The sequence below is a fragment of the Pseudomonas sp. Irchel s3f7 genome, assembly GCF_900187615.1.
In the GTDB taxonomy this organism is placed as follows: Bacteria; Pseudomonadota; Gammaproteobacteria; order Pseudomonadales; family Pseudomonadaceae; genus Aquipseudomonas.
In genome coordinates, this window is sequence record NZ_FYDO01000003.1 from 164,848 (window position 1) to 186,571 (window position 21,724).

General features: G+C 58.9%; 16 protein-coding genes. 11 read left to right on the forward strand and 5 right to left on the reverse strand.

Features of this window, described 5'->3' with window-relative positions; genetic code table 11:
• Window positions 1-143 precede the first annotated feature (143 nt).
• Both CKW19_RS03785 and CKW19_RS03790 read left to right on the forward strand, forming a co-directional pair.
• Window positions 144-2,603 carry an EAL domain-containing protein gene (locus tag CKW19_RS03785; RefSeq protein WP_095056659.1) on the forward strand — a complete coding sequence of 820 codons (2,460 nt, stop codon included), beginning with the start codon at window positions 144-146 and terminating at the stop codon, window positions 2,601-2,603.
• Window positions 2,604-2,681: 78 nt separating this feature from the next.
• Window positions 2,682-3,443, forward strand: coding sequence for a TenA family transcriptional regulator (locus tag CKW19_RS03790; RefSeq protein WP_371856316.1), 762 nt, complete (start codon window positions 2,682-2,684; stop codon window positions 3,441-3,443).
• A gap of 136 nt (window positions 3,444-3,579) precedes the next feature.
• On the opposite strand, the gene CKW19_RS03795 is transcribed toward CKW19_RS03790, so the two are convergent.
• From CKW19_RS03795 to CKW19_RS03815, 5 genes are all read right to left on the reverse strand, one after another.
• On the reverse strand, window positions 3,580-4,506 hold the full coding sequence (locus CKW19_RS03795) for a GGDEF domain-containing protein (RefSeq protein WP_095056661.1): 927 nt from the start codon (window positions 4,504-4,506) through the stop codon (window positions 3,580-3,582).
• A gap of 373 nt (window positions 4,507-4,879) precedes the next feature.
• On the reverse strand, window positions 4,880-5,620 hold the full coding sequence (locus CKW19_RS03800; protein WP_095056662.1) for a YciK family oxidoreductase: 741 nt from the start codon (window positions 5,618-5,620) through the stop codon (window positions 4,880-4,882).
• A gap of 177 nt (window positions 5,621-5,797) precedes the next feature.
• Entirely contained in the window at window positions 5,798-6,469 is a 672-nt protein-coding gene (mupP, locus tag CKW19_RS03805; protein WP_095056663.1) for an N-acetylmuramic acid 6-phosphate phosphatase MupP, read from the reverse strand.
• A gap of 4 nt (window positions 6,470-6,473) precedes the next feature.
• A complete protein-coding gene (gene ubiG, locus CKW19_RS03810; protein ID WP_095056664.1) occupies window positions 6,474-7,172 on the reverse strand; it encodes a bifunctional 2-polyprenyl-6-hydroxyphenol methylase/3-demethylubiquinol 3-O-methyltransferase UbiG in 699 nt (232 codons plus the stop codon).
• A 58-nt stretch (window positions 7,173-7,230) separates the two neighbouring features.
• Entirely contained in the window at window positions 7,231-8,565 is a 1,335-nt protein-coding gene (locus tag CKW19_RS03815; protein ID WP_095056665.1) for a TRZ/ATZ family hydrolase, read from the reverse strand.
• 107 nt (window positions 8,566-8,672) lie between these two features.
• Here CKW19_RS03815 and mtnA point away from each other — a divergent pair, with 107 nt between their 5' ends.
• The 9 genes from mtnA (at window position 8,673) to CKW19_RS03860 (ending at window position 21,581) form a co-directional block, all read left to right on the forward strand.
• Entirely contained in the window at window positions 8,673-9,749 is a 1,077-nt protein-coding gene (gene mtnA, locus CKW19_RS03820) for an S-methyl-5-thioribose-1-phosphate isomerase (protein ID WP_095056666.1), read from the forward strand.
• Between the two features lie 425 nt (window positions 9,750-10,174).
• Complete coding sequence (gene gyrA / locus CKW19_RS03825) at window positions 10,175-12,829, forward strand: DNA gyrase subunit A (protein ID WP_095056667.1); 2,655 nt, start codon at window positions 10,175-10,177, stop codon at window positions 12,827-12,829.
• 221 nt (window positions 12,830-13,050) lie between these two features.
• On the forward strand, window positions 13,051-14,136 hold the full coding sequence (gene serC, locus CKW19_RS03830; RefSeq protein WP_095056668.1) for a 3-phosphoserine/phosphohydroxythreonine transaminase: 1,086 nt from the start codon (window positions 13,051-13,053) through the stop codon (window positions 14,134-14,136).
• Window positions 14,136-15,230 carry a prephenate dehydratase gene (gene pheA, locus CKW19_RS03835; protein WP_027620100.1) on the forward strand — a complete coding sequence of 365 codons (1,095 nt, stop codon included), beginning with the start codon at window positions 14,136-14,138 and terminating at the stop codon, window positions 15,228-15,230. The genes serC and pheA overlap by 1 nt, the downstream gene beginning before the upstream one ends.
• A 12-nt stretch (window positions 15,231-15,242) precedes the next feature.
• Window positions 15,243-16,355: a histidinol-phosphate transaminase gene (gene hisC, locus CKW19_RS03840; protein WP_095056669.1), complete on the forward strand. Its 1,113-nt coding sequence runs from the start codon at window positions 15,243-15,245 to the stop codon at window positions 16,353-16,355.
• Window positions 16,356-16,383: 28 nt separating this feature from the next.
• Window positions 16,384-18,591 (forward strand): bifunctional prephenate dehydrogenase/3-phosphoshikimate 1-carboxyvinyltransferase, encoded by a 2,208-nt coding sequence (locus tag CKW19_RS03845; RefSeq protein WP_256580294.1) that lies wholly within the window; start codon window positions 16,384-16,386, stop codon window positions 18,589-18,591.
• The gene (gene cmk, locus CKW19_RS03850; protein WP_095056671.1) at window positions 18,588-19,277 is read left to right on the forward strand and encodes a (d)CMP kinase; all 690 of its coding nucleotides are present in this window, start codon (window positions 18,588-18,590) and stop codon (window positions 19,275-19,277) included. Before CKW19_RS03845 ends, cmk begins: the two co-directional genes overlap by 4 nt.
• Window positions 19,278-19,397: 120 nt before the next feature.
• Entirely contained in the window at window positions 19,398-21,095 is a 1,698-nt protein-coding gene (rpsA, locus tag CKW19_RS03855) for a 30S ribosomal protein S1 (protein ID WP_095056672.1), read from the forward strand.
• 207 nt (window positions 21,096-21,302) lie between these two features.
• Window positions 21,303-21,581 carry a hypothetical protein gene (locus tag CKW19_RS03860; protein WP_095056673.1) on the forward strand — a complete coding sequence of 93 codons (279 nt, stop codon included), beginning with the start codon at window positions 21,303-21,305 and terminating at the stop codon, window positions 21,579-21,581.
• The last annotated feature ends 143 nt before the right edge of the window (window positions 21,582-21,724 follow it).

Below are 21,724 nucleotides of genomic sequence, written 5' to 3' on the forward strand. Positions count from 1 at the left end.
GAAATGGCGAGTTCATGGGGAACCCCGGCGCAGCTACCTCCAGGCAAGGTCTGTCGCTTGCCTGGACTGCAATCGCACCTTAGTCTAGCTGTAGCGATTTCGTCAGGATGGCGAGCAAGCGGTGCTAAAAAACAAGGGACCTCATGAATCAAGCACGGACACTCGGAACGCCGCGGTTGTTGGGCATCGTCTGGCCATTTATCGCCGTCGTGTTGTTTCAGGCCCTGTTGGGCGGCGTGAGCCTTTATGTACTGTCGGCGGTGCGTGGTTATGTTGCCGGTGAAAGCTTTTGGTCCAAGGGCCAGAAAGACGCGATCTATTACCTGAACCTCTATGGCGACAGCCGTGACGAGGCGATTTTCCGCAAGTACCAGACCGTCATTTCGGTGCCTCAGGGAGGCCACGAGTTGCGGATGGCGCTGGACCATCAACCGCCGGACATCGAAGCTGCGCGGATAGCCATCCTCAAGGGTGGCAACCATCCCGACGACGTTTCCAGTCTGGTCTGGCTGTACCTCAACTTCCGCCATTTCAGTTATCTCGAGAAAGCCATCGAACTCTGGGCCTTCGGAGACTCCTATCTGGTCCGGCTCGATGAGGTTGCCCGGGAGATGCATCAGGGCATCATCGCCAATCAGGCAACGCACGCCGATATCCAACGCTGGAAAGAACAGATTCTCGCCATCAACGAAGGCGTTACGCCTGTGGCAAAAGCCTTCAGCGACGCGTTGGGTGAAGGCTCGCGGATGATACTTCGCCTGTTGCTGGGGACAAACCTGGCCACCGCGCTGGGCTTGATCGTGCTGGCACTGATGCGTACCCATAAACTGCTCAAGCAACGCCACGCCTTCGCCGATGCGCTGCAAATGGAGAAGGAGCGGGCGCAGATCACACTGCAATCGATTGGCGACGGGGTCATCACCACGGATGTCTCGGGCGCTATCGCTTACATGAACCCGGCCGCCGAGGCGCTGACCCACTGGAAAGCCGAGCAGGCGACGGGCTTGCCGCTGGCGGCGTTGTTCAACCTGCTGGATGAAAATGCCCAGGCCGATGGCTTTACGTTGATCGAGCACATCTTGAGCGGCCAGCTCAGCGGAGGCAGTAAGCATTCCAAGGTGATCCAGCGCCTGGACGGCAGCACGGTGTCGGTCACGCTGGTGGGCGCGCCGATCCGCAATGCCGGCAAGGTCAGCGGGACGGTGTTGGTGTTGCACGACATGACCCAGGAGCGGCAGTACATCGCCAATCTGTCCTGGCAGGCCACCCATGATGCGCTGACCGGGCTCGCCAATCGTCGCGAGTTCGAGTATCGACTGGAGCAGGCGCTGCACAATCTGACGCGGTACGCAGGGCGCCATGCCCTGATGTTCCTCGATCTCGATCAGTTCAAGCTGGTCAACGACACCTGCGGGCACGCGGCGGGCGATGAACTGTTGCGACACATTTGCGCGCTGTTGCAATCCGGGTTGCGCGAAGGCGATACCCTGGCCCGCCTCGGCGGTGACGAATTCGGCATCTTGCTGGAAAACTGTTCGTTGGAAGCTGCGGAAAAAATTGCCGAGGGCCTGCGCCAGACCGTGCAAAACCTGCACTTTGTCTGGAAAGGTCGGCCCTTTGTAACGACCGTGAGTATCGGGCTGGTGCATATTGCGCAGAATCCGACCACGCTGGAGGCCTCGCTTCGCAGCGCCGACATGGCCTGCTACATGGCCAAGGAAAAGGGTCGTAACCGGGTTCAGGTCTATCACCCGGACGACTCTGAACTGTCCCTGCGTTTCGGCGAAATGGCCTGGGTGCAGCGCCTGCACCTGGCATTGGAAGACGACCGCTTCTGCCTCTATGCCCAGGAAATCGTACCGCTGGGTCACGTCGACAAGGACGGCGGGCATATCGAGATTTTGCTGCGTTTGCATGATGAGACCGGGCGCATGATTCTGCCCGACAGTTTCATTCCCGCTGCCGAGCGCTATGGACTGATGAGTTCACTCGACCGCTGGGTCGTGGAGAACGTGTTCAAGGTCATCGCCCAGTGCCGGGCCGAGCAGCGCCAGGGGCCGCTGGCCATGTGTGCGATTAATCTGTCAGGCGCGACGATAGGAGACGAGGCGTTTCTGGACTTCCTGCGGGAACAGTTCATTGCGTACTCGATTCCGCCTGAAATGATTTGTTTTGAAATTACTGAAACCAGCGCAATTTCAAATCTTCCCAGCGCAATCAGATTCATTAATGAACTCAAAGGCTTGGGTTGCCATTTTTCGCTTGACGACTTTTGTGCCGGAATGTCCTCGTTCGCGTACCTGAAACATTTGCCTGTAGACTTCCTGAAGATCGACGGGAGTTTCGTAAAGGATATGCTGGACGACCCGATTAACCGCGCCATGGTCGAAGTGATCAATCACATCGGGCATGTCATGGGTAAGCGTACGATTGCCGAGTTTGTTGAAACGCCCCAGATTGAGCAGGCATTGCTGGAGATCGGGGTGGATTACGCTCAAGGGTATGTGATTGAACACCCGCATCCGTTTACCTGCGACAGTTTACAAAGTCGTCCTGCCAGGCCTCAGCCTTTGCTGTTCAAGGCGCCTGGCACGTTCCGTTGAAGTCTCTCGCCGATCCTGAAAATCACCATCAAAAGGAGCTCGACAGTGATAGACACATTCAACAGGACCGGACCCCTCATGGAAGCTGCAAGTTATCCCGACTGGGCCCAGCGCCTGATTCAGGATTGCAGCGAGAGCAAGCGCCGGGTTGTCGAACATGAACTGTATCAGCGCATGCGAGACAACAAACTCAGTGCGAAGACCATGCGCCACTACCTGATCGGTGGCTGGCCGGTGGTCGAACAGTTCGCGTTGTATATGGCACAAAACCTCACCAAGACCCGTTTTGCCCGTCATCCCGGCGAGGACATGGCGCGTCGGTGGCTGATGCGCAACATTCGCGTCGAATTGAACCACGCCGATTATTGGGTGCACTGGAGCCGAGCGCATGGGGTCAGCCTGGAAGAGTTGCAGGTGCAACAGGTTGCCCCTGAACTTCACGCCTTGAGCCATTGGTGTTGGCACACCAGTTCGTCGGATTCGCTGATCGTTGCCATTGCCGCCACCAACTACGCCATTGAAGGGGCTACCGGTGAGTGGTCGGCCGTAGTCTGTTCCAATGGCGTCTATGCGGCGTCGTTTCCCGAGGAAGATCGCAAGCGGGCGATGAAGTGGCTGAAGATGCATGCCCAGTATGACGATGCCCATCCCTGGGAAGCCCTGGAAATCATCTGCACATTGGCTGGTACGAGTCCGAGCGCATCCTTGCAGGCGGAATTACGCATGGCCGTGTGCAAGAGCTACGACTACATGTACCTGTTTCTTGAGCGCTGCATGCAGTTGGAACACGCGGAAAAAGCACCGGTCGTACACGAGCGAATGGCGTTGGCAGAAAGCTGATTTAACAATCTTGCAGTAAACCTGTGGGAGCAAGCTTGCTCGCGATAGCGGTGTATCAGACGGTATGGATACCAACTGATGTTCCGTCATCGCGAGCAGGTTCGCTCCCGCATTGTTTTGCGTTGTGGCGAAGGGTTCAGCCCGCCATGGCCAACCGATTGCGCCCCTCGCGCTTGGCCACGTACATCGCACTGTCAGCACGTCGCAACAGGCTGTCGGCAGACTCGCCCGGTAGCAAGGTCGAGCAGCCGAGGCTGACGGTCAGTTCAATCGAATGGCCGTCGACCGAGTAATCCGCAGTCTGCGTTGCAAACCTCAGTCGCTCACCGACCATCGCCGCAGCTTCGCGGGTGGTGTTGGACAGCAGGATCAGGAACTCTTCGCCGCCATAGCGAAACACCATGTCCACGTTACGCAGCTGGCTCTTGATTGAGGCGGCAACGGCCTTGAGCACTTGGTCGCCGGCACTGTGTCCGTAGGTGTCGTTGATTTGCTTGAAATGATCGATGTCCAGCATCAGCACCGACAGGGGGTGCAAGTGGCGACGGGAAAGTTCGATTTCCCGTTGCAGCGTCTGATCCATGGCGATGCGGTTGCCGGTGTCCGTCAGCGGGTCACGTAATGCGCTTTGGGTCGCGGCGCGATACAGAAGGCTGTTACGCATCGGATAGAGCAACGCTGCCAACAGGGACTCCAGATTGGCCTGTTCCTCTTCGTTGAAGCGCTGATTGCGACGAAAAACCAGCTCACCCAAATGTTCGCCCTCATGGCTCAGGCTATAGCTGAGGGAGTGGTGGCCGCGTTGACCGAGCTCCAGGCGCAGGTCACTGCTGGTGTGCTGGTAACTCAAGGCGTCCAGCGGCACCCTGCGCTGAACTTCGCGAAAGAAAATACCGAGGATACGCTGCGGTTCAAGGCTGGTTTGCAGTTGCAAGCCAAGTTGTTGACGCAGGTGCGCAAGGCTGACTGGCCTTTCCAGAAAGGGAGGCTGTTGACCAAAGCCCAGGCGTTGCAATTTGGCGCTATCAAAGTCAATTGCGTTGGTCTGGGAAGGTGGTTTCATAAGGCGTGCGCCCCTAGGCAGTAAGACTGTCTTACAAGCAGGGTGAGAGCGGCTTTGGGCTGCGCGTCGTACTGGTCCGTCAGTCCCGTAGGACATTTCGTACAAGTCTAATCTGCTTTTGCTGATAGCGAGTAACCTATCAACTCAAGCTTCGCCCACCTGCCATCACATTGCGTGTCTGAGCAAACTTAGAGCGAAAGTCGTGCCATTCGGTTCAGACGAATAAACTGCTAACTAAATCAATTGGATGTACAAAGACCTAAAGGTCTGCCAAGGTCTTTTCGACAGTTTTTTGACAAGAAGGGACAGTCATTCAGCGGTCTTTCCCTGCTGCGACGAGAATCGGCGCAACAGGGAAAGCGACACACGGCAGTTATTGAGCGTTAAAAGCCTGGCCGTTGACGCCGGTACTGTCCGGACCCATCAGGTACAGGTAGACCGGCATGATCTCTTCGGGCGTCGGGTTGTTCAGTGGGTTTTCCCCAGGATAAGCCTGGGCGCGCATGCTGGTGCGGGTTGCGCCCGGGTTGATGCTGTTGGAGCGAACCGGCGCCACAGTGTCGACTTCGTCGGCCAGGGTTTGCATCAGGCCTTCGGTGGCGAATTTTGAAACGCCGTAAGCGCCCCAATACGCACGCCCTTTGCGCCCGACACTGCTGGAGGTGAACACCACCGAGGCATCCTGGGACAGCTTGAGCAGCGGCAACAGCGTGCTGGTGAGCATGAACATCGCGTTGACGTTGACTTGCATCACGCGCATGAAGTTTTCGCCGGAGAGCTGTTCGATTGGTGTGCGCGGGCCAATGATCGAGGCGTTGTGCAGCAAACCGTCGAGGTGGCCGAACTCGGTTTCGATCATCGCGGCCAGTTCATCGTACTGATGGGGCAGGGCAGTTTCGAGGTTGAACGGGATGACGGCCGGTTGTGGATGGCCGGCCGCTTCGATTTCGTCGTAGACCTGGGTCAGGTTGGCTTCGGTCTTGCCCAGCAGCAGAACGGTTGCACCGTGCGCAGCATAGGTTTTTGCAGCGGCAGCGCCGATGCCGCGACCGGCACCGGTCACCAGAATGACCCGGTCCTTGAGCAGCTCGGGGCGGGCGGAATAATCAAACATAAAGAAACCTCATCAAAGACCTGCATCGTACCTGTGGCGAGGGAGCTTGCTCCCGCTCGGCTGCGAAGCAGTCGTAATCTTTTAATCGCAGTGCATAGGACTGCGCATGCCAGGTAAAGGGGCCGCTTCGCGGCCCAGCGGGAGCAAGCTCCCTCGCCACAAAAGCACGTGCCCGGCTCAGCAGCTACAGAGGGCGCTATCCAAAACCTTGCGCAACTCCAGCGGATGGTCGACCACCACGTCCGCACCCCAATGCCGCGGGTTATCGTCCGGATGGATATAACCGAAGGTCACCGCAGCGGTCTTGGTGCCGGCATCGCGACCCGACTCGATATCACGCAGGTCATCGCCCACGAACAGCACGCTGGCCGGATCCAGGTCGAGCATCTTGCAGGCGAGGATCAGCGGCTCGGGGTCTGGTTTGCTGTTCTTCACATGATCCGGGCAGATCAACAGCGCCGAGCGCTCGGCCAGCCCCAGTTGTTGCATGATCGGCTCGGCGAAGCGCAGCGGCTTGTTGGTGACCACGCCCCAGATCAGGTTGGCCTTTTCGATGTCCGCCAGCAGTTCGCCCATGCCGTCGAACAGCTTGCTGTGAACGGCGCAACCCACGAGATAGCGCTCCAGGAATTCCAGGCGCAACTCTTCGAAACCAGGGGACTCCGGGTCCATGGCGAAGGTCGCTGCAACCATCGCCTTGGCGCCGCCGGAGATCTCGTCGCGGATGTGTTTATCGTTGATCGGCGGCAAGCCGCGGTCGGCAAGCATCGCCTGGCAAATCGCGATGAAGTCCGGCGCGGTGTCGAGCAGGGTGCCGTCCATGTCGAAAAGAACTGCTCTGATAGGCATCGACTTACTCCTCGCGCAGGGTCTGGATCATGTAGTTGACGTCCACGTCGGCCGCCAGTTTGTAATGCTTGGTCAGTGGGTTGTACGTCAGGCCGATGATGTCCTTGACGGTCAGGCCGGCCATGCGGCTCCAGGCGCCGAGCTCGGAAGGGCGGATGAATTTCTTGAAGTCGTGGGTGCCGCGCGGCAACAGCTTCATGATGTATTCGGCGCCGACGATGGCGAACAGGTACGCCTTCGGGTTGCGGTTGATGGTCGAGAAGAACACCTGGCCGCCGGGCTTGACCATGCGGAAGCAGGCGCGGATCACCGAAGATGGGTCCGGCACGTGTTCGAGCATTTCCAGGCAGGTGACCACGTCGAACTGCTCGGGCATTTCCTCGGCCAGGGCTTCAGCGGTGATCTGTCGGTATTCGACGCTCACGCCGGATTCCAGCTGATGCAAACGCGCGACCGCCAGCGGCGCTTCGCCCATGTCGATGCCCATTACGGTCGCGCCGCGCTGAGCCATGGCTTCGCTGAGGATACCGCCGCCACAACCGACGTCGAGGACTTTCTTGCCGGCCAGGTTGACCCGTTCGTCAATCCAGTTGACCCGCAGCGGGTTGATGTCGTGCAGCGGTTTGAATTCGCTCTCACGGTCCCACCAGCGATGGGCCAGGGCCTCGAATTTGGCGATTTCGGCGTAGTCGACGTTGCTCATGGTTTAAGTCCTCGAAAAACTTGAAAAATCCTGTTGCCCCGGGGTTGGTCCGGGGGGCTTACGATTCGGTACGGCCGCTGATGCGCTGGCCCCAGGCCTTGGCGGTGGCGCTGAGTTGCTGTTCATCCATGCGCGTCAGGCGACGGTCATCGAGCAATTGTTTGCCGGCGACCCAAAGGTGTTTCACGCAATCCCGGCCGGTGGCGTATATAAGCTGCGATACCGGGTCGTACACCGGTTGCTGGGCCAGGCCGGAAAGATCGAACGCCACGATGTCCGCAGCCTTGCCGATTTCCAGCGAGCCGACGTCGGCCTCGATCCCCAGCGCCCGGGCGCCGTTGAGGGTGGCCATGCGCAGGGCGCGGTGGGCGTCCAGTGCCGTGGCGGAACCGGCGACGGCCTTGGCCAGCAGGGCAGCGGTGCGGGTTTCCCCCAGCAGGTCGAGGTCATTGTTGCTGGCCGCACCATCAGTGCCAACCGCGACATTGACCCCGGCCTGCCACATACGCTCGACCGGACAGAAACCGCTGGCGAGCTTCAGGTTCGACTCCGGGCAATGAATCACATGGGTGTTGCTTTCTACCAGCAGCGCCAGGTCTTCTTCGCTGACCTGGGTCATATGAACCGCCTGGAAGCGCGGCCCCAGCAGGCCAAGGCGCGCAAGACGGGCCAACGGACGTTCGCCGCGTTGTTCGACCGACTGCTGCACTTCGAATGCGGTTTCGTGCACGTGCATATGGATCGACGCGTCTAGCTCTTCGGCGATCACACGGATTTTTTCCAGGTTCTCATCGCCCACGGTGTAAGGCGCGTGGGGGCCGAAGGTGATCTTGATGCGTTCGTGATGCTTGAGATCGCCGAACAACTCGACGCCCTGACGAATGGCTTCGTCCGCGCTGCTGGCGCCCGGGATCGGGAAGTCGAGGATCGGAATGGCGATCTGCGCACGGATGCCGGCGTTGTGCACGCGTTCGCTGGCGATCTTCGGGAAAAAATACATGTCGGAAAAGCAGGTGATACCGCCCTTGAGCTGCTCGGCGATGGCCAGGTCCGTGCCATCGCGCACGAAATCCTCGTCGACCCATTTGGCTTCAGCGGGCCAGATATGGTTTTCCAGCCAGGTCATCAGCGGCAGGTCATCGGCCAGCCCGCGGAACAGGCTCATCGCCGCGTGACCATGGGCGTTGATCAGGCCGGGGCTGAGCAGCACGTCAGGCAATTCGCGAATTTCGGTTGCGTTAAGCTTCAGGGCAGCGGAACGTGGGCCGATAAACACGATGCGTCCATCACGGATGCCCACGCCATGTTCTTTGAGGACAACACCAGCGGGTTCGACGGGTACCAGCCAGGTCGGCAGTAATAACAGGTCGAGCGCAGCGGCAGTGTTCGGCATCGAAGGTTGGTTCCAGTGCTTTTGTAAAGGATGGCGAAGTATACCCGAGCGTCTTCGCGGGGGGCTCGCTATAATCGGCGGCTTTGTTACTGAGTACGGGGTGTGGGATGCGCGATCGACTGTTGGCTGCGGAAAAGGTTAAGGCCATCGATTGGCGTGATGGTGCCCTGTATCTGCTGGATCAGCGTATTTTGCCGTTCGAGGAAACCTGGATTGCCTACACCAGCGCAGCCGGCGTGGCAGAGGCCATTCGCTCGATGGTGGTGCGTGGCGCCCCGGCCATTGGTATCAGTGCGGCTTACGGCATTGTGCTGGCAGCCCGTGAGCGAATTGCCGAGGGTGGCGACTGGTACGCGGCGCTGGAAGAGGATTTCGCGCTGCTGGCCGATTCCCGTCCGACAGCAGTCAACCTGTTCTGGGCGCTAGGCCGCATGCACGACCGACTTGATCGCCTGAAAGAAAATGCCGATCCGCTGACGGCGCTGGAGGCCGAGGCTATCGCCATTCACGAAAGTGATCGCGAAGCCAACCTGACCATGGCGCAGTTGGGTGTCGACCTGATCCGCAAACACCAGGGCAATGCCCAGACCATTCTGACCCACTGCAATACCGGCGCACTGGCCACCGGCGGCTTCGGTACGGCGCTGGGGGTGATCCGCGGTGCGTTCATCGAGGGCATGATCGAGCGCGTGTACGCCGACGAGACCCGTCCATGGCTGCAGGGTTCGCGGTTGACCGCGTGGGAACTGGCCAACGAGGGCATTCCCGTGACCCTCAATGCCGACTCCGCTGCCGCCCACATCATGAAGACCAAGGGCATTACCTGGGTGATCGTCGGCGCTGACCGGATCACCGCCAATGGCGACGTGGCGAACAAAATCGGCACCTATCAATTGGCAGTCAACGCCATGCACCACGGCGTGCGCTTCATGGTTGTCGCGCCGAGCTCGACCATCGACATGCACCTGGCCAGTGGCGACGACATCCCGATTGAAGAGCGTGATGGTCGCGAACTGCTGGACGTTGGCGGCAAGCGAGTCGGGGCGGATGTCGATGCGTTCAATCCCGTGTTTGACGTGACCCCGGCGGACCTGATTGATGCGATCGTCACCGAAAAAGGCATCGTCGAGCGCCCGGACACTGCGAAAATGGCGCAGTTGATGTGCCGTAAGCGTCTGCATTAAAGGGATGTTGTGTCTGAAAGGTCCCCATCGCTGGCAAGCCAGCTCCCACAGGTTTTGCGCCCGCCACTAATCCTGTAGGAGCTGGCTTGCCAGCGATGGGGCCTTAAAAGTCAATAAACATCCGCAAGCCAAGCCTCATATCTGCATTCAAAGAAGCTCTAAGCTTCTCTCGTCCCCTTCAAGCCTGTCACCGGTCAACTAACTACTCTCCATGCGCGTCAGGGGGATAGGTGCGTGGCGGCTCTTGTGATAACATCCGGCGGTTTCCAGGGTTGCCCGAAGTGGCAACCTGTACTGCGCAGATCCATGGCATAACTCGTTGATTTGTCGTAAGTCGGTGCATGGCACTCAGCCTGTAGCGACGAGCTTCGTTGGTCCCATATGGATATGACGAAGTTTCACCAGAAAAAGGAATCAGGCTTCTCATGGGCGAACTGGCCAAAGAAATCCTCCCGGTCAATATCGAAGACGAGCTGAAGCAGTCCTACCTCGACTACGCGATGAGCGTAATTGTCGGGCGGGCACTGCCGGATGCGCGCGATGGCTTGAAGCCCGTGCACCGGCGTGTGCTGTTCGCGATGAGCGAGCTGGGCAACGACTTCAACAAGCCGTACAAGAAATCTGCCCGTGTTGTCGGTGACGTGATCGGTAAGTATCACCCGCACGGTGATACCGCGGTGTACGACACCATCGTTCGGATGGCGCAGCCATTCTCTTTGCGCTACCTGCTGGTAGACGGTCAGGGCAACTTCGGTTCCGTGGACGGCGACAACGCCGCGGCCATGCGATACACCGAAGTGCGCATGACCAAGTTGGCGCACGAACTGCTGGCTGACCTGCATAAAGAAACCGTGGACTGGGTGCCGAACTACGACGGCACCGAAATGATCCCGGCGGTCATGCCAACCCGTATTCCCAACTTGCTCGTCAACGGCTCCAGCGGTATCGCCGTGGGCATGGCGACCAACATTCCGCCGCACAACCTCGGTGAAGTCATCGACGGTTGCCTGGCGCTCATCGACAATCCCGAGCTGACTGTCGACGAGCTGATGCAATACATCCCGGGTCCGGACTTCCCGACCGCGGCGATCATCAACGGTCGTGCCGGCATCATCGAAGCCTACCGCACCGGTCGTGGCCGCATTTACATGCGCGCCCGCTCGATGATCGAAGACATCGACAAGGTCGGTGGCCGCCAGCAGATCGTCATCACCGAACTCCCATACCAGCTGAACAAGGCGCGTCTGATCGAGAAGATCGCCGAGCTGGTTAAAGAGAAGAAGCTGGAAGGCATCACCGAACTGCGCGACGAGTCCGACAAGGACGGTATGCGCGTCGTGATCGAGCTGCGTCGCGGCGAAGTGCCTGAGGTCATCCTCAACAATCTCTACGCCCAGACCCAGCTGCAAGCAGTATTCGGTATCAACATCGTTGCGCTGATCGATGGCCGTCCGCGGATCCTGAACCTCAAGGACCTGCTGGAAGCGTTCGTTCGCCACCGTCGCGAAGTCGTTACCCGCCGTACCGTGTTCGAGCTGCGTAAAGCCCGCGAACGTGGCCACATTCTTGAAGGTCAAGCGGTTGCCCTGTCGAACATCGACCCGGTCATCGCCCTGATCAAGGCCTCGCCAACCCCGTCGGAAGCCAAGGAAGCGCTGATCAGCACGGCCTGGGAATCCTCCGCCGTAGTGGCGATGGTCGAGCGTGCCGGTGCCGATTCTTGCCGTCCGGAGACCCTGGACCCGCAATACGGTCTGCGCGAGGGCAAGTACTTCCTATCCCCGGAACAGGCACAAGCCATTCTGGAACTGCGTCTGCACCGTCTGACCGGTCTGGAACACGAAAAGCTGCTGGCCGAGTATCAAGAGATCCTCAACCAGATCGGCGAACTGATCCGCATCCTCAGCAGCGCCACGCGCCTGATGGAAGTGATCCGCGAAGAGCTGGAAGTGATCCGCGCCGAGTACGGCGACGTGCGTCGCACCGAGATTCTCGATGCGCGTCTGGACCTGACCCTGGGTGACATGATCCCGGAAGAAGAGCGCGTCGTGACCATTTCCCACGGTGGCTACGCCAAGACCCAGCCATTGGCTGCGTACCAGGCTCAGCGTCGTGGCGGTAAAGGCAAATCGGCTACCGGTGTGAAGGATGAGGACTACATTGCTCACCTGCTGGTCGCCAACAGCCACACCACGCTGCTGCTGTTCTCCAGCAAAGGCAAAGTGTACTGGCTGAAAACCTACGAAATTCCGGAAGCGTCCCGCGCTGCCCGTGGTCGTCCGCTGGTCAACCTGCTGCCGCTGGACAGTGATGAATACATCACCACCATGCTGCCGGTCGAGGAATACACCGAAGGTCACTTCATCTTCATGGCCACTGCCAAAGGCACTGTGAAGAAGACCCCGCTGGAATCCTTCAGCCGTCAACGCAGCGTCGGTCTGATCGCGCTGGAACTGGACGAAGGCGACGTACTGATCTCTGCCGCCATTACCGATGGCGAGCGCGAAGTCATGCTGTTCTCCGATGGCGGCAAGGTTACCCGTTTCAAGGAAACTGACGTTCGCGCCATGGGCCGTACCGCTCGCGGTGTCCGCGGCATGCGTCTGCCAGAAGGCCAGAAGCTGATTTCCATGCTGATCCCGGAAGAAGGCAGCCAGATCCTCACCGCTTCGGCGCGTGGCTTCGGCAAGCGCACCGCGATCACCGAGTTCCCTGAGTACAAACGTGGCGGTCAAGGCGTTATCGCCATGGTCAGCAACGACCGTAACGGCCGTCTGGTCGGCGCGGTCCAGGTGCTTGATGGCGAAGAAATCATGCTGATTTCCGACCAGGGCACGCTGGTACGTACCCGTGTCGACGAAGTGTCCAGCCTGGGTCGTAACACCCAGGGCGTGACCCTGATCAAACTGGCCAGCGACGAAACGCTGGTCGGGCTGGAACGGGTTCAGGAACCGTCGGAAGTCGAAGGCGAAGAGCTGGAAGGCGAAGAGGGTGCCGTGTTCGAGGGTGAAGTTGTGATCGACGACGCTGTCGAAGACCAACAGCTCGACGCCGCCGCTGACGAAGAACCACAAGAGTAAGCGGGTAAACAGGGGGCGGATGAAAATTCGCCCCCTTCTTGTTTCTCCCGTTTGAATGTAGGACCTGTAGGAGCTGTCGAGTGAAACGAGGCTGCGATCTTTTGATCTTGCTTCATGGGGATCGGGAAAGATCGCAGCCTCGTTTCACTCGACAGCTCCTACAGGGTTTCAGTGTTTACAGATTTATTGCGTGATACCACCAAATCAGAGCGAGATTGGATGTGAGCAAGAGAGCCTATAACTTCTGTGCCGGTCCTGCGGCGCTTCCCGAAGCTGTCCTGAAGCGCGCCCAGGGTGAACTCCTTGACTGGCACGGCAAGGGCCTGTCGGTCATGGAAATGAGCCATCGCAGTGATGAGTTCGTGTCCATCGCCACCAAGGCCGAGCAGGATCTGCGTGATCTGCTGAATATCCCCTCGAACTATAAAGTGCTGTTCCTGCAAGGTGGCGCCAGCCAGCAGTTCGCTCAGATCCCTCTGAACCTGCTGCCGGAAAACGGCTCTGCCGACTATATCGACACCGGTATCTGGTCGCAGAAAGCGATCGAAGAAGCTTCGCGCTTCGGCAATGTCAATGTGGCTGCCACCGCCAAGCCTTACGACTATTTCGCCATTCCCGGCCAGAACGAATGGAAGCTGTCGAAAGACGCGGCCTACGTTCATTACGCGCCGAACGAAACCATCGGCGGCCTGGAATTCCAGTGGATCCCGGAAACCGGCGACGTTCCGCTGGTAGCCGACATGTCTTCGGACATCCTGTCGCGCCCGGTGGATGTTTCGCGTTTCGGCATGATCTACGCCGGCGCCCAGAAAAACATCGGCCCGAGCGGCATCGTGGTCAACATCGTTCGCGAAGACCTGCTGGGTCACGCGCGTTCCATCTGCCCGACCATGCTCAACTACAAGGTCGCGGCCGATAACGGCTCGATGTACAACACGCCGCCGACCCTGGCCTGGTACCTGTCCGGCCTGGTGTTCGAATGGCTGAAGGAGCAGGGTGGTGTCGAAGCCATCGGCAAGCTCAATGAAGTGAAAAAGCGCACGCTTTACGACTTCATTGACGCCAGCGGCCTCTACAGCAACCCGATCAATGAGCCGGACCGTTCGTGGATGAACGTGCCGTTCCGCCTCGCGGACGACCGTCTGGACAAGCCGTTCCTGGCCGGTGCCGACGAGCGCGGACTGCTGAACCTCAAGGGTCACCGCTCCGTGGGTGGCATGCGCGCCTCCATCTATAACGCCGTCGACATCGTTGCGGTCAACGCACTGGTTTCGTACATGGCAGAGTTCGAGAAGGAACATGGCTAATGTCTGAGCAAGAACTCAAGGCACTGCGCGTTCGCATTGATGCTCTGGACACCAAAGTCCTGGAGCTGATCAGTGAGCGCGCACGCTGCGCCCAGGAAGTTGCGCGGGTAAAGATGGCCTCGCTGGCCGAAGGCGAAGTGCCGGTGTTCTATCGTCCTGAGCGTGAAGCTCAGGTGCTCAAACGAGTTATGGAGCGCAATCAGGGGCCGTTGGGCAACGAAGAGATGGCGCGGCTGTTCCGCGAAATCATGTCTTCGTGCCTGGCGCTCGAGCAGCCGCTGAAAGTGGCGTACCTCGGTCCTGAAGGCACCTTTACCCAAGCGGCGGCCATGAAGCATTTCGGTCACGCCGTGATCAGCAAGCCGATGGCGGCGATCGACGAAGTGTTCCGCGAAGTGGCGGCCGGTGCGGTGAATTTTGGTGTGGTCCCGGTGGAAAACTCCACCGAAGGCGCGGTCAACCACACCCTCGACAGCTTCCTCGAGCATGACATGGTGATCTGCGGCGAAGTCGAGTTGCGCATCCACCATCACCTGTTGGTGGGCGAAAACACCAAGACCGACAGCATCAGCCGCATCTATTCCCACGCCCAGTCCCTGGCCCAGTGCCGCAAATGGCTGGACGCCCATTACCCGAATGTCGAGCGCGTGGCGGTGTCCAGCAACGCCGAAGCGGCCAAGCGGGTCAAAGGTGAGTGGAACTCGGCGGCGATTGCCGGCGATATGGCGGCGGGCCTGTACGGTCTGACCCGATTGGCCGAGAAGATCGAGGATCGCCCGGACAACTCCACACGCTTCCTGATGATCGGTAATCAGGAAGTGCCACCGACCGGCGACGACAAAACGTCCATCATCGTTTCGATGAGCAACAAGCCGGGCGCGTTGCACGAGTTGCTGGTGCCATTCCACGATAACGGTATCGATCTGACGCGGATCGAGACTCGTCCTTCGCGCAGCGGTAAATGGACCTACGTGTTCTTCATCGACTTCGTCGGCCACCACCGCGACCCGCTGGTCAAAGGTGTGCTGGAAAAGATCAGTCAGGAAGCAGTGGCACTCAAAGTGCTGGGTTCCTACCCGAAAGCAGTTCTCTAAGGGGCGGTAGCAATGAGTGGCAATTTCCTCGCTCTGGCACAGCCGGGCGTGCAACAACTTTCGCCTTACGTTCCGGGCAAACCCGTGGACGAACTGGCGCGTGAGCTGGATCTCGATCCGGCCAGCATCGTCAAACTGGCGAGCAACGAAAACCCGTTGGGTGCCAGCCCCAAGGCATTGGCAGCCATTCGCGAAGAGCTGGCCGAGCTGACCCGCTATCCGGACGGCAATGGTTTTGCGCTCAAGACCTTGTTGGCTGAACAGTGCCGCGTCGAGCTGAACCAGGTGACCCTGGGTAACGGTTCCAACGACATTCTCGAGCTGGTCGCGCGCGCCTACCTGGCGCCGGGCCTGAATGCCGTGTTCAGTGAACACGCATTCGCGGTTTATCCGATCGCGACTCAGGCTGTAGGCGCTCAAGCCAAAGTGATTCCGGCCAAGGAGTGGGGGCATGATTTGCCTGCCATGTTGGCGGCGATCGATGCCGAAACCCGCGTAGTCTTCATTGCCAACCCGAACAACCCGACCGGGACCTGGTTTGGCGCCGAGGCGCTGGACGAATTCCTGCAGGACGTGCCGGAACATGTGCTGGTGGTGCTGGATGAGGCCTACATCGAGTACGCCGAAGGCAGCGACCTGCCGGACGGTCTCGACTTCCTGGCGGCCTATCCAAACCTGCTGGTTTCGCGCACGTTCTCCAAGGCATACGGCCTGGCTGCGCTGCGTGTGGGTTACGGCTTGTCCACCGCTGTGGTCGCCGATGTATTGAATCGCGTGCGTCAGCCATTCAACGTCAACAGCTTGGCCCAGGCCGCTGCTTGTGCGGCGTTGAAGGACGATCAGTACCTGGCGGAAAGCCGTCGCCTCAACGAATCCGGCATGCAGCAACTGGAAGCAGGTTTTCGCGAGCTGGGGCTGGGCTGGATTCCGTCCAAGGGCAATTTCATTTGCGTGGATCTGGCGCGTGAGGCGGCTCCGGTCTTCCAGGGCTTGCTGCGCGAAGGCGTGATCGTGCGTCCGGTGGCCAACTACGGCATGCCGAACCATTTGCGCGTCACCATTGGTTTGCCGGCGGAAAACAGCCGCTTCCTTGACGCGCTGACCAAGGTTCTGGCTCGTGGTTGATGTCACAGCACCGCAATCTGCTGAACCTATGATCGGGCGCCTGGTGGTGGTCGGTCTGGGGTTGATCGGCGGTTCGTTTGCCAAGGGGCTGCGTGAAAGTGGCCTGTGCCGCGAAGTGGTGGGGGTCGATCTCGATCCGCAGTCGCGCCTGTTGGCTGTTGAGCTGGGTGTGGTGGATCGCTGCGAAGAAGATCTGGCTGTTGCTTGTCAGGGCGCCGATGTCATTCAGTTGGCGGTGCCGATTCTGGCCATGGAAAAAATGCTTGGCCGGTTGGCTGGCATGGATCTGGGTAAGGCGGTTTTGACCGACGTCGGCAGCGCCAAGGGTAATGTTGTGCGCGCAGCGACTGAGGCATTTGGCGGCATGCCGGCGAACTTCGTGCCCGGGCATCCGATTGCCGGTTCCGAGCAGAGCGGGGTGGAAGCCTCCAATGCCGAGTTGTTCCGTCGCCATAAAGTCATTCTGACGCCACTGGATCAAACCGATCCGGCAGCGTTGGCGGTGGTCGACCGCTTGTGGCGCGAGCTGGGTGCCGATGTCGAACACATGCAGGTCGAACGTCACGACGAAGTCCTCGCGGCGACCAGTCATCTGCCGCACTTGCTGGCGTTCGGTTTGGTCGATTCACTGGCCAAGCGCAATGAAAATCTTGAGATCTTCCGTTACGCTGCGGGCGGTTTCCGCGATTTCACAAGAATCGCCGGAAGCGACCCGGTCATGTGGCACGACATCTTCCTCGCCAACCGCGAAGCTGTCCTGCGCACACTCGATACATTTCGCAGCGACCTCGACGCCTTGCGCGACGCGGTCGATGCAGGGGATGGGCACCAATTATTGGGCGTTTTCACTCGCGCCCGGGTTGCCCGCGAGCATTTCAGTAAAATCCTGGCCCGCAGGGCCTATGTGGACGCTATGAATTCCAACGATCTGATTTTCCTGGCTCAACCTGGTGGCCGCCTGTCCGGTCGGATTCGCGTACCAGGTGACAAATCGATTTCCCACCGTTCGATCATGCTTGGCTCCCTGGCTGAAGGCGTCACCGAAGTCGAAGGTTTCCTTGAGGGCGAAGACGCCCTGGCGACCTTGCAGGCGTTTCGTGACATGGGCGTCGTGATCGAAGGTCCGCACCACGGTCGCGTGACCATTCACGGTGTCGGCCTGCATGGCCTGAAGCCTGCGCCGGGCCCGATCTATCTGGGCAACTCCGGCACTTCGATGCGTCTGCTGTCCGGCCTGCTGGCTGCGCAGAGCTTCGACAGCACCCTGACCGGCGACGCCTCGCTGTCCAAGCGCCCGATGAATCGCGTGGCCAATCCACTGCGTGAAATGGGTGCGGTGATCGAGACCGCCGCTGAAGGTCGTCCACCGATGATCATTCGTGGTGGTCACAAGCTCAAAGGCCTGACCTACACCATGCCGATGGCCAGTGCTCAGGTTAAATCCTGCCTGCTATTGGCCGGTCTGTATGCCGAAGGCAAAACCACTGTGACCGAGCCTGCGCCGACCCGCGATCACACCGAACGCATGCTGCGTGGCTTCGGTTACCCGGTCAGCGTCGACGGTGCAACCGCGTCGGTCGAATCCGGCAACAAACTGACGGCCACTCATATCGAAGTGCCGGGCGACATCTCTTCGTCGGCTTTCTTCCTGGTGGCTGCATCGATCGCCGAAGGTTCGGAGCTGGTGCTGGAGCACGTCGGCATCAACCCGACCCGCACTGGTGTCATCGACATCCTGCGTCTGATGGGCGCCGACATCACGCTGGAAAACCAGCGTGAAGTGGGTGGCGAACCGGTAGCCGACCTGCGCGTACGGGCAGCTAAACTCAAGGGTATCGAGATTCCCGAAGCGCTGGTGCCCTTGGCGATCGACGAATTCCCGGTGCTGTTCGTGGCGGCAGCCTGCGCCGAAGGGCGTACCGTGCTGACCGGCGCAGAAGAGCTGCGGGTCAAGGAGTCGGACCGTATCCAGGTCATGGCCGATGGCTTGCTGGCGCTGGGCGTCAAGTGCGAGCCGACCCCGGATGGCATCATCATTGACGGTGGCTCGATCGGCGGCGGCGAAGTGCATGGTCACGGCGACCACCGGATTGCGATGGCCTTCAGCGTTGCTTCGCTGCGCGCTACAGCCCCGATCCGCATCCATGATTGCGCCAACGTCGCGACCTCGTTCCCCAACTTCCTCGCGCTGTGCGCGCAGGTCGGCATCCGCGTTGCGCAAGAGGCACAGTCGTGATCAGCATTGCACCGGTCATCACCATCGATGGGCCAAGCGGTTCGGGCAAAGGCACGGTAGCCGGGATTCTGGCCAAACGTCTGGGCTGGAATCTGCTGGACTCCGGTGCGTTGTACCGACTGCTGGCGTTCGCTGCCCATAACCATGGCGTCGATCTGACCAACGAAGAATTGCTGAAGAAACTTGCCGCTCATCTGGATGTTCAGTTCATTGCAGCGACCGAAGGTCAGTTGCAGCGAATCATTCTGGAAGGCGATGAAGTCAGCGACGTCATTCGCACCGAAAGCGTCGGCTCCGGTGCCTCCCAAGTGGCTGCGCTGCCGGCTGTACGTGAGGCGCTGCTGCAGCGCCAACGTGCTTTTCAGGAAGCGCCGGGCCTGGTGGCGGATGGTCGCGACATGGGAACGGTGGTTTTTCCGGACGCACCGCTGAAGATTTTCCTGACCGCCAGTGCCGAGGAGCGGGCACGCCGTCGATATTTGCAGTTGAAGGGCAAAGTCGAGGGTGTTAGTCTGTCGAGTCTGCTAGATGAGATACGTGCACGCGATGAGCGTGACACCCAGCGAGCGGTAGCCCCGCTCAAACCGGCGGCTGACGCCATACAGCTGGATTCCACGGAATTGTCCATCGAACAGGTGCTGGAACGCATCATGAGCGAGATCGCCATTCGCGATATCGCCGGGTGACCAAGAGGGCCGCAGGGGACCAGTCATAGTCCTGCGGTGGCTTCTTTTAAATGAAACTAACCCACACCGTCTGGGGTGTGGAGATGGGCGTTTTCTTCGCCCTCATCAACAGGAATTAAAATGAGCGAAAGCTTTGCGGAACTCTTTGAAGAAAGCCTAAAAACCCTGAACCTTCAGGCAGGCTCCATCATCACCGGTGTTATCGTTGATATCGATTACCAAGCTCGCTGGGTAACCGTTCACGCTGGCCTGAAGTCTGAAGCACTCATCCCGCTTGAGCAGTTCTACAACGACGCTGGCGAACTGAACATCAACGTCGGTGACGAAGTTCACGTTGCTCTGGACTCGGTTGAAGACGGCTTTGGTGAAACCAAGCTGTCCCGTGAAAAAGCCAAGCGCGCTGAATGCTGGATTGTTCTGGAAGCAGCCTTCGCAGCCGAAGAAGTGGTCAAGGGCGTTATCAACGGTAAGGTTAAAGGCGGCTTCACTGTCGACGTTAACGGCATCCGTGCGTTCCTGCCAGGTTCTCTGGTTGACGTCCGTCCAGTGCGCGACACCACGCACCTGGAAGGCAAAGAGCTGGAATTCAAGGTCATCAAGCTGGACCAGAAGCGCAACAACGTTGTCGTTTCCCGTCGTAGCGTCCTGGAAGCCGAGAACTCCGCCGAGCGCGAAGCTCTGCTGGAATCCCTGCAGGAAGGCCAACAAGTCAAAGGTATCGTCAAGAACCTCACCGATTACGGCGCATTCGTCGATCTGGGTGGCGTCGATGGCCTGCTGCACATTACCGACATGGCTTGGAAGCGTATCAAGCATCCTTCCGAAATCGTCAACGTTGGCGACGAGATCGATGTCAAGGTTCTGAAGTACGATCGCGAGCGCAATCGTGTTTCCCTGGGCCTGAAGCAACTGGGCGAAGATCCATGGGTTGCTATCAAAGCCCGTTACCCAGAAAGCACTCGCGTTACCGCGCGTGTAACCAACCTGACCGACTACGGCTGCTTCGCTGAGCTGGAAGAAGGCGTTGAAGGTCTGGTACACGTTTCCGAAATGGACTGGACCAACAAGAACATCCACCCTTCGAAAGTCGTACAAGTCGGCGACGAAGTGGAAGTTATGGTTCTGGACATCGACGAAGAGCGTCGTCGTATCTCCCTGGGCATCAAGCAGTGCAAATCTAACCCATGGGAAGATTTCTCTGGCCAGTTCAACAAGGGCGATAAAATCTCCGGCACCATCAAGTCGATCACCGATTTCGGTATCTTCATTGGTCTGGACGGCGGCATCGACGGCCTGGTTCACCTGTCCGACATCTCCTGGAACGAAGTGGGCGAAGAAGCCGTACGCCGTTTCAAGAAGGGCGACGAGCTGGACACCGTTATCCTGTCGGTTGACCCAGAGCGCGAGCGCATCTCCCTGGGTATCAAGCAACTGGAAAGCGATCCGTTCTCCGAGTACGTTCAAGAGAACGACAAAGGCGCCATCGTTAAAGGCATCGTGAAGGAAGTTGACGCTAAAGGCGCCATCATCACTCTGGCCGACGATATCGAAGCGACTCTGAAAGCCTCCGAAATCAGCCGTGACCGCGTTGAAGACGCGCGCAACGTTCTGAAAGAAGGCGAAGAAGTAGAAGCCAAGATCATCAGCGTTGACCGCAAGAGCCGCGTAATCCAGCTCTCGATCAAGTCGAAAGACGTTGAAGACGAGAAAGAAGCTATCCAGAGCCTGCGCGACAAGCCAGCAACTGGTAGCGACGCTCCAGTAGCCACCACTCTGGGTGACCTGCTGCGTGCTGCACAAGCGGAAAAACAGAACTAAGTTCTGACTTTCTGTAAAAAAGGGCGACTTCGGTCGCCCTTTTTTTGTGCCTGAAATTTGATAGGTCCACCGATCGTGGGGGTTGATATGAAACCCTTGTGCTCGCTCATGGTCTTTTTCTTTAGTCGGATCAATCGCTTATTTGCAGTTAGTCTATAGTTTATGTCGCCGCCCCCTTCCGGTCGGCTGCCTGACGTAAGGAAGTGAATGAACAAGCTCGTTGTCGCGATAGCGGTACTGGCGTTGGCAGGCTGTACCACAAACGCCAAAACTCACGCGGTGCGTGGTGTCAGTGGTATTGAAGTCGATTGTTCGGGCTTGGGGTCGGAGTGGGAGCGGTGTGAAAAGCGTGCGGCGAAGGAGTGCAAGGGGGCGGGTTATCAGGTTGTCGCCAGATCAGATGATGTCAAGGAAGAAGAGGTTTTCCCCTTTGGATTCAACCCTACGGGTTTTCTGACTCGCACGATGTTGGTGATTTGCAGGTGAGTGTGCGGCCTTGCTCCATCTTGCCGAACCTTCGAGGTGAGCACTTTGGTATCGGTAGAAGGGTGATAAAACTCGGGCTGTTCAAAATGATGCAGGCATGCTAAAACCTTTGAAGCGCTTTTCCTAGCTGCTTGAAAAAGAAG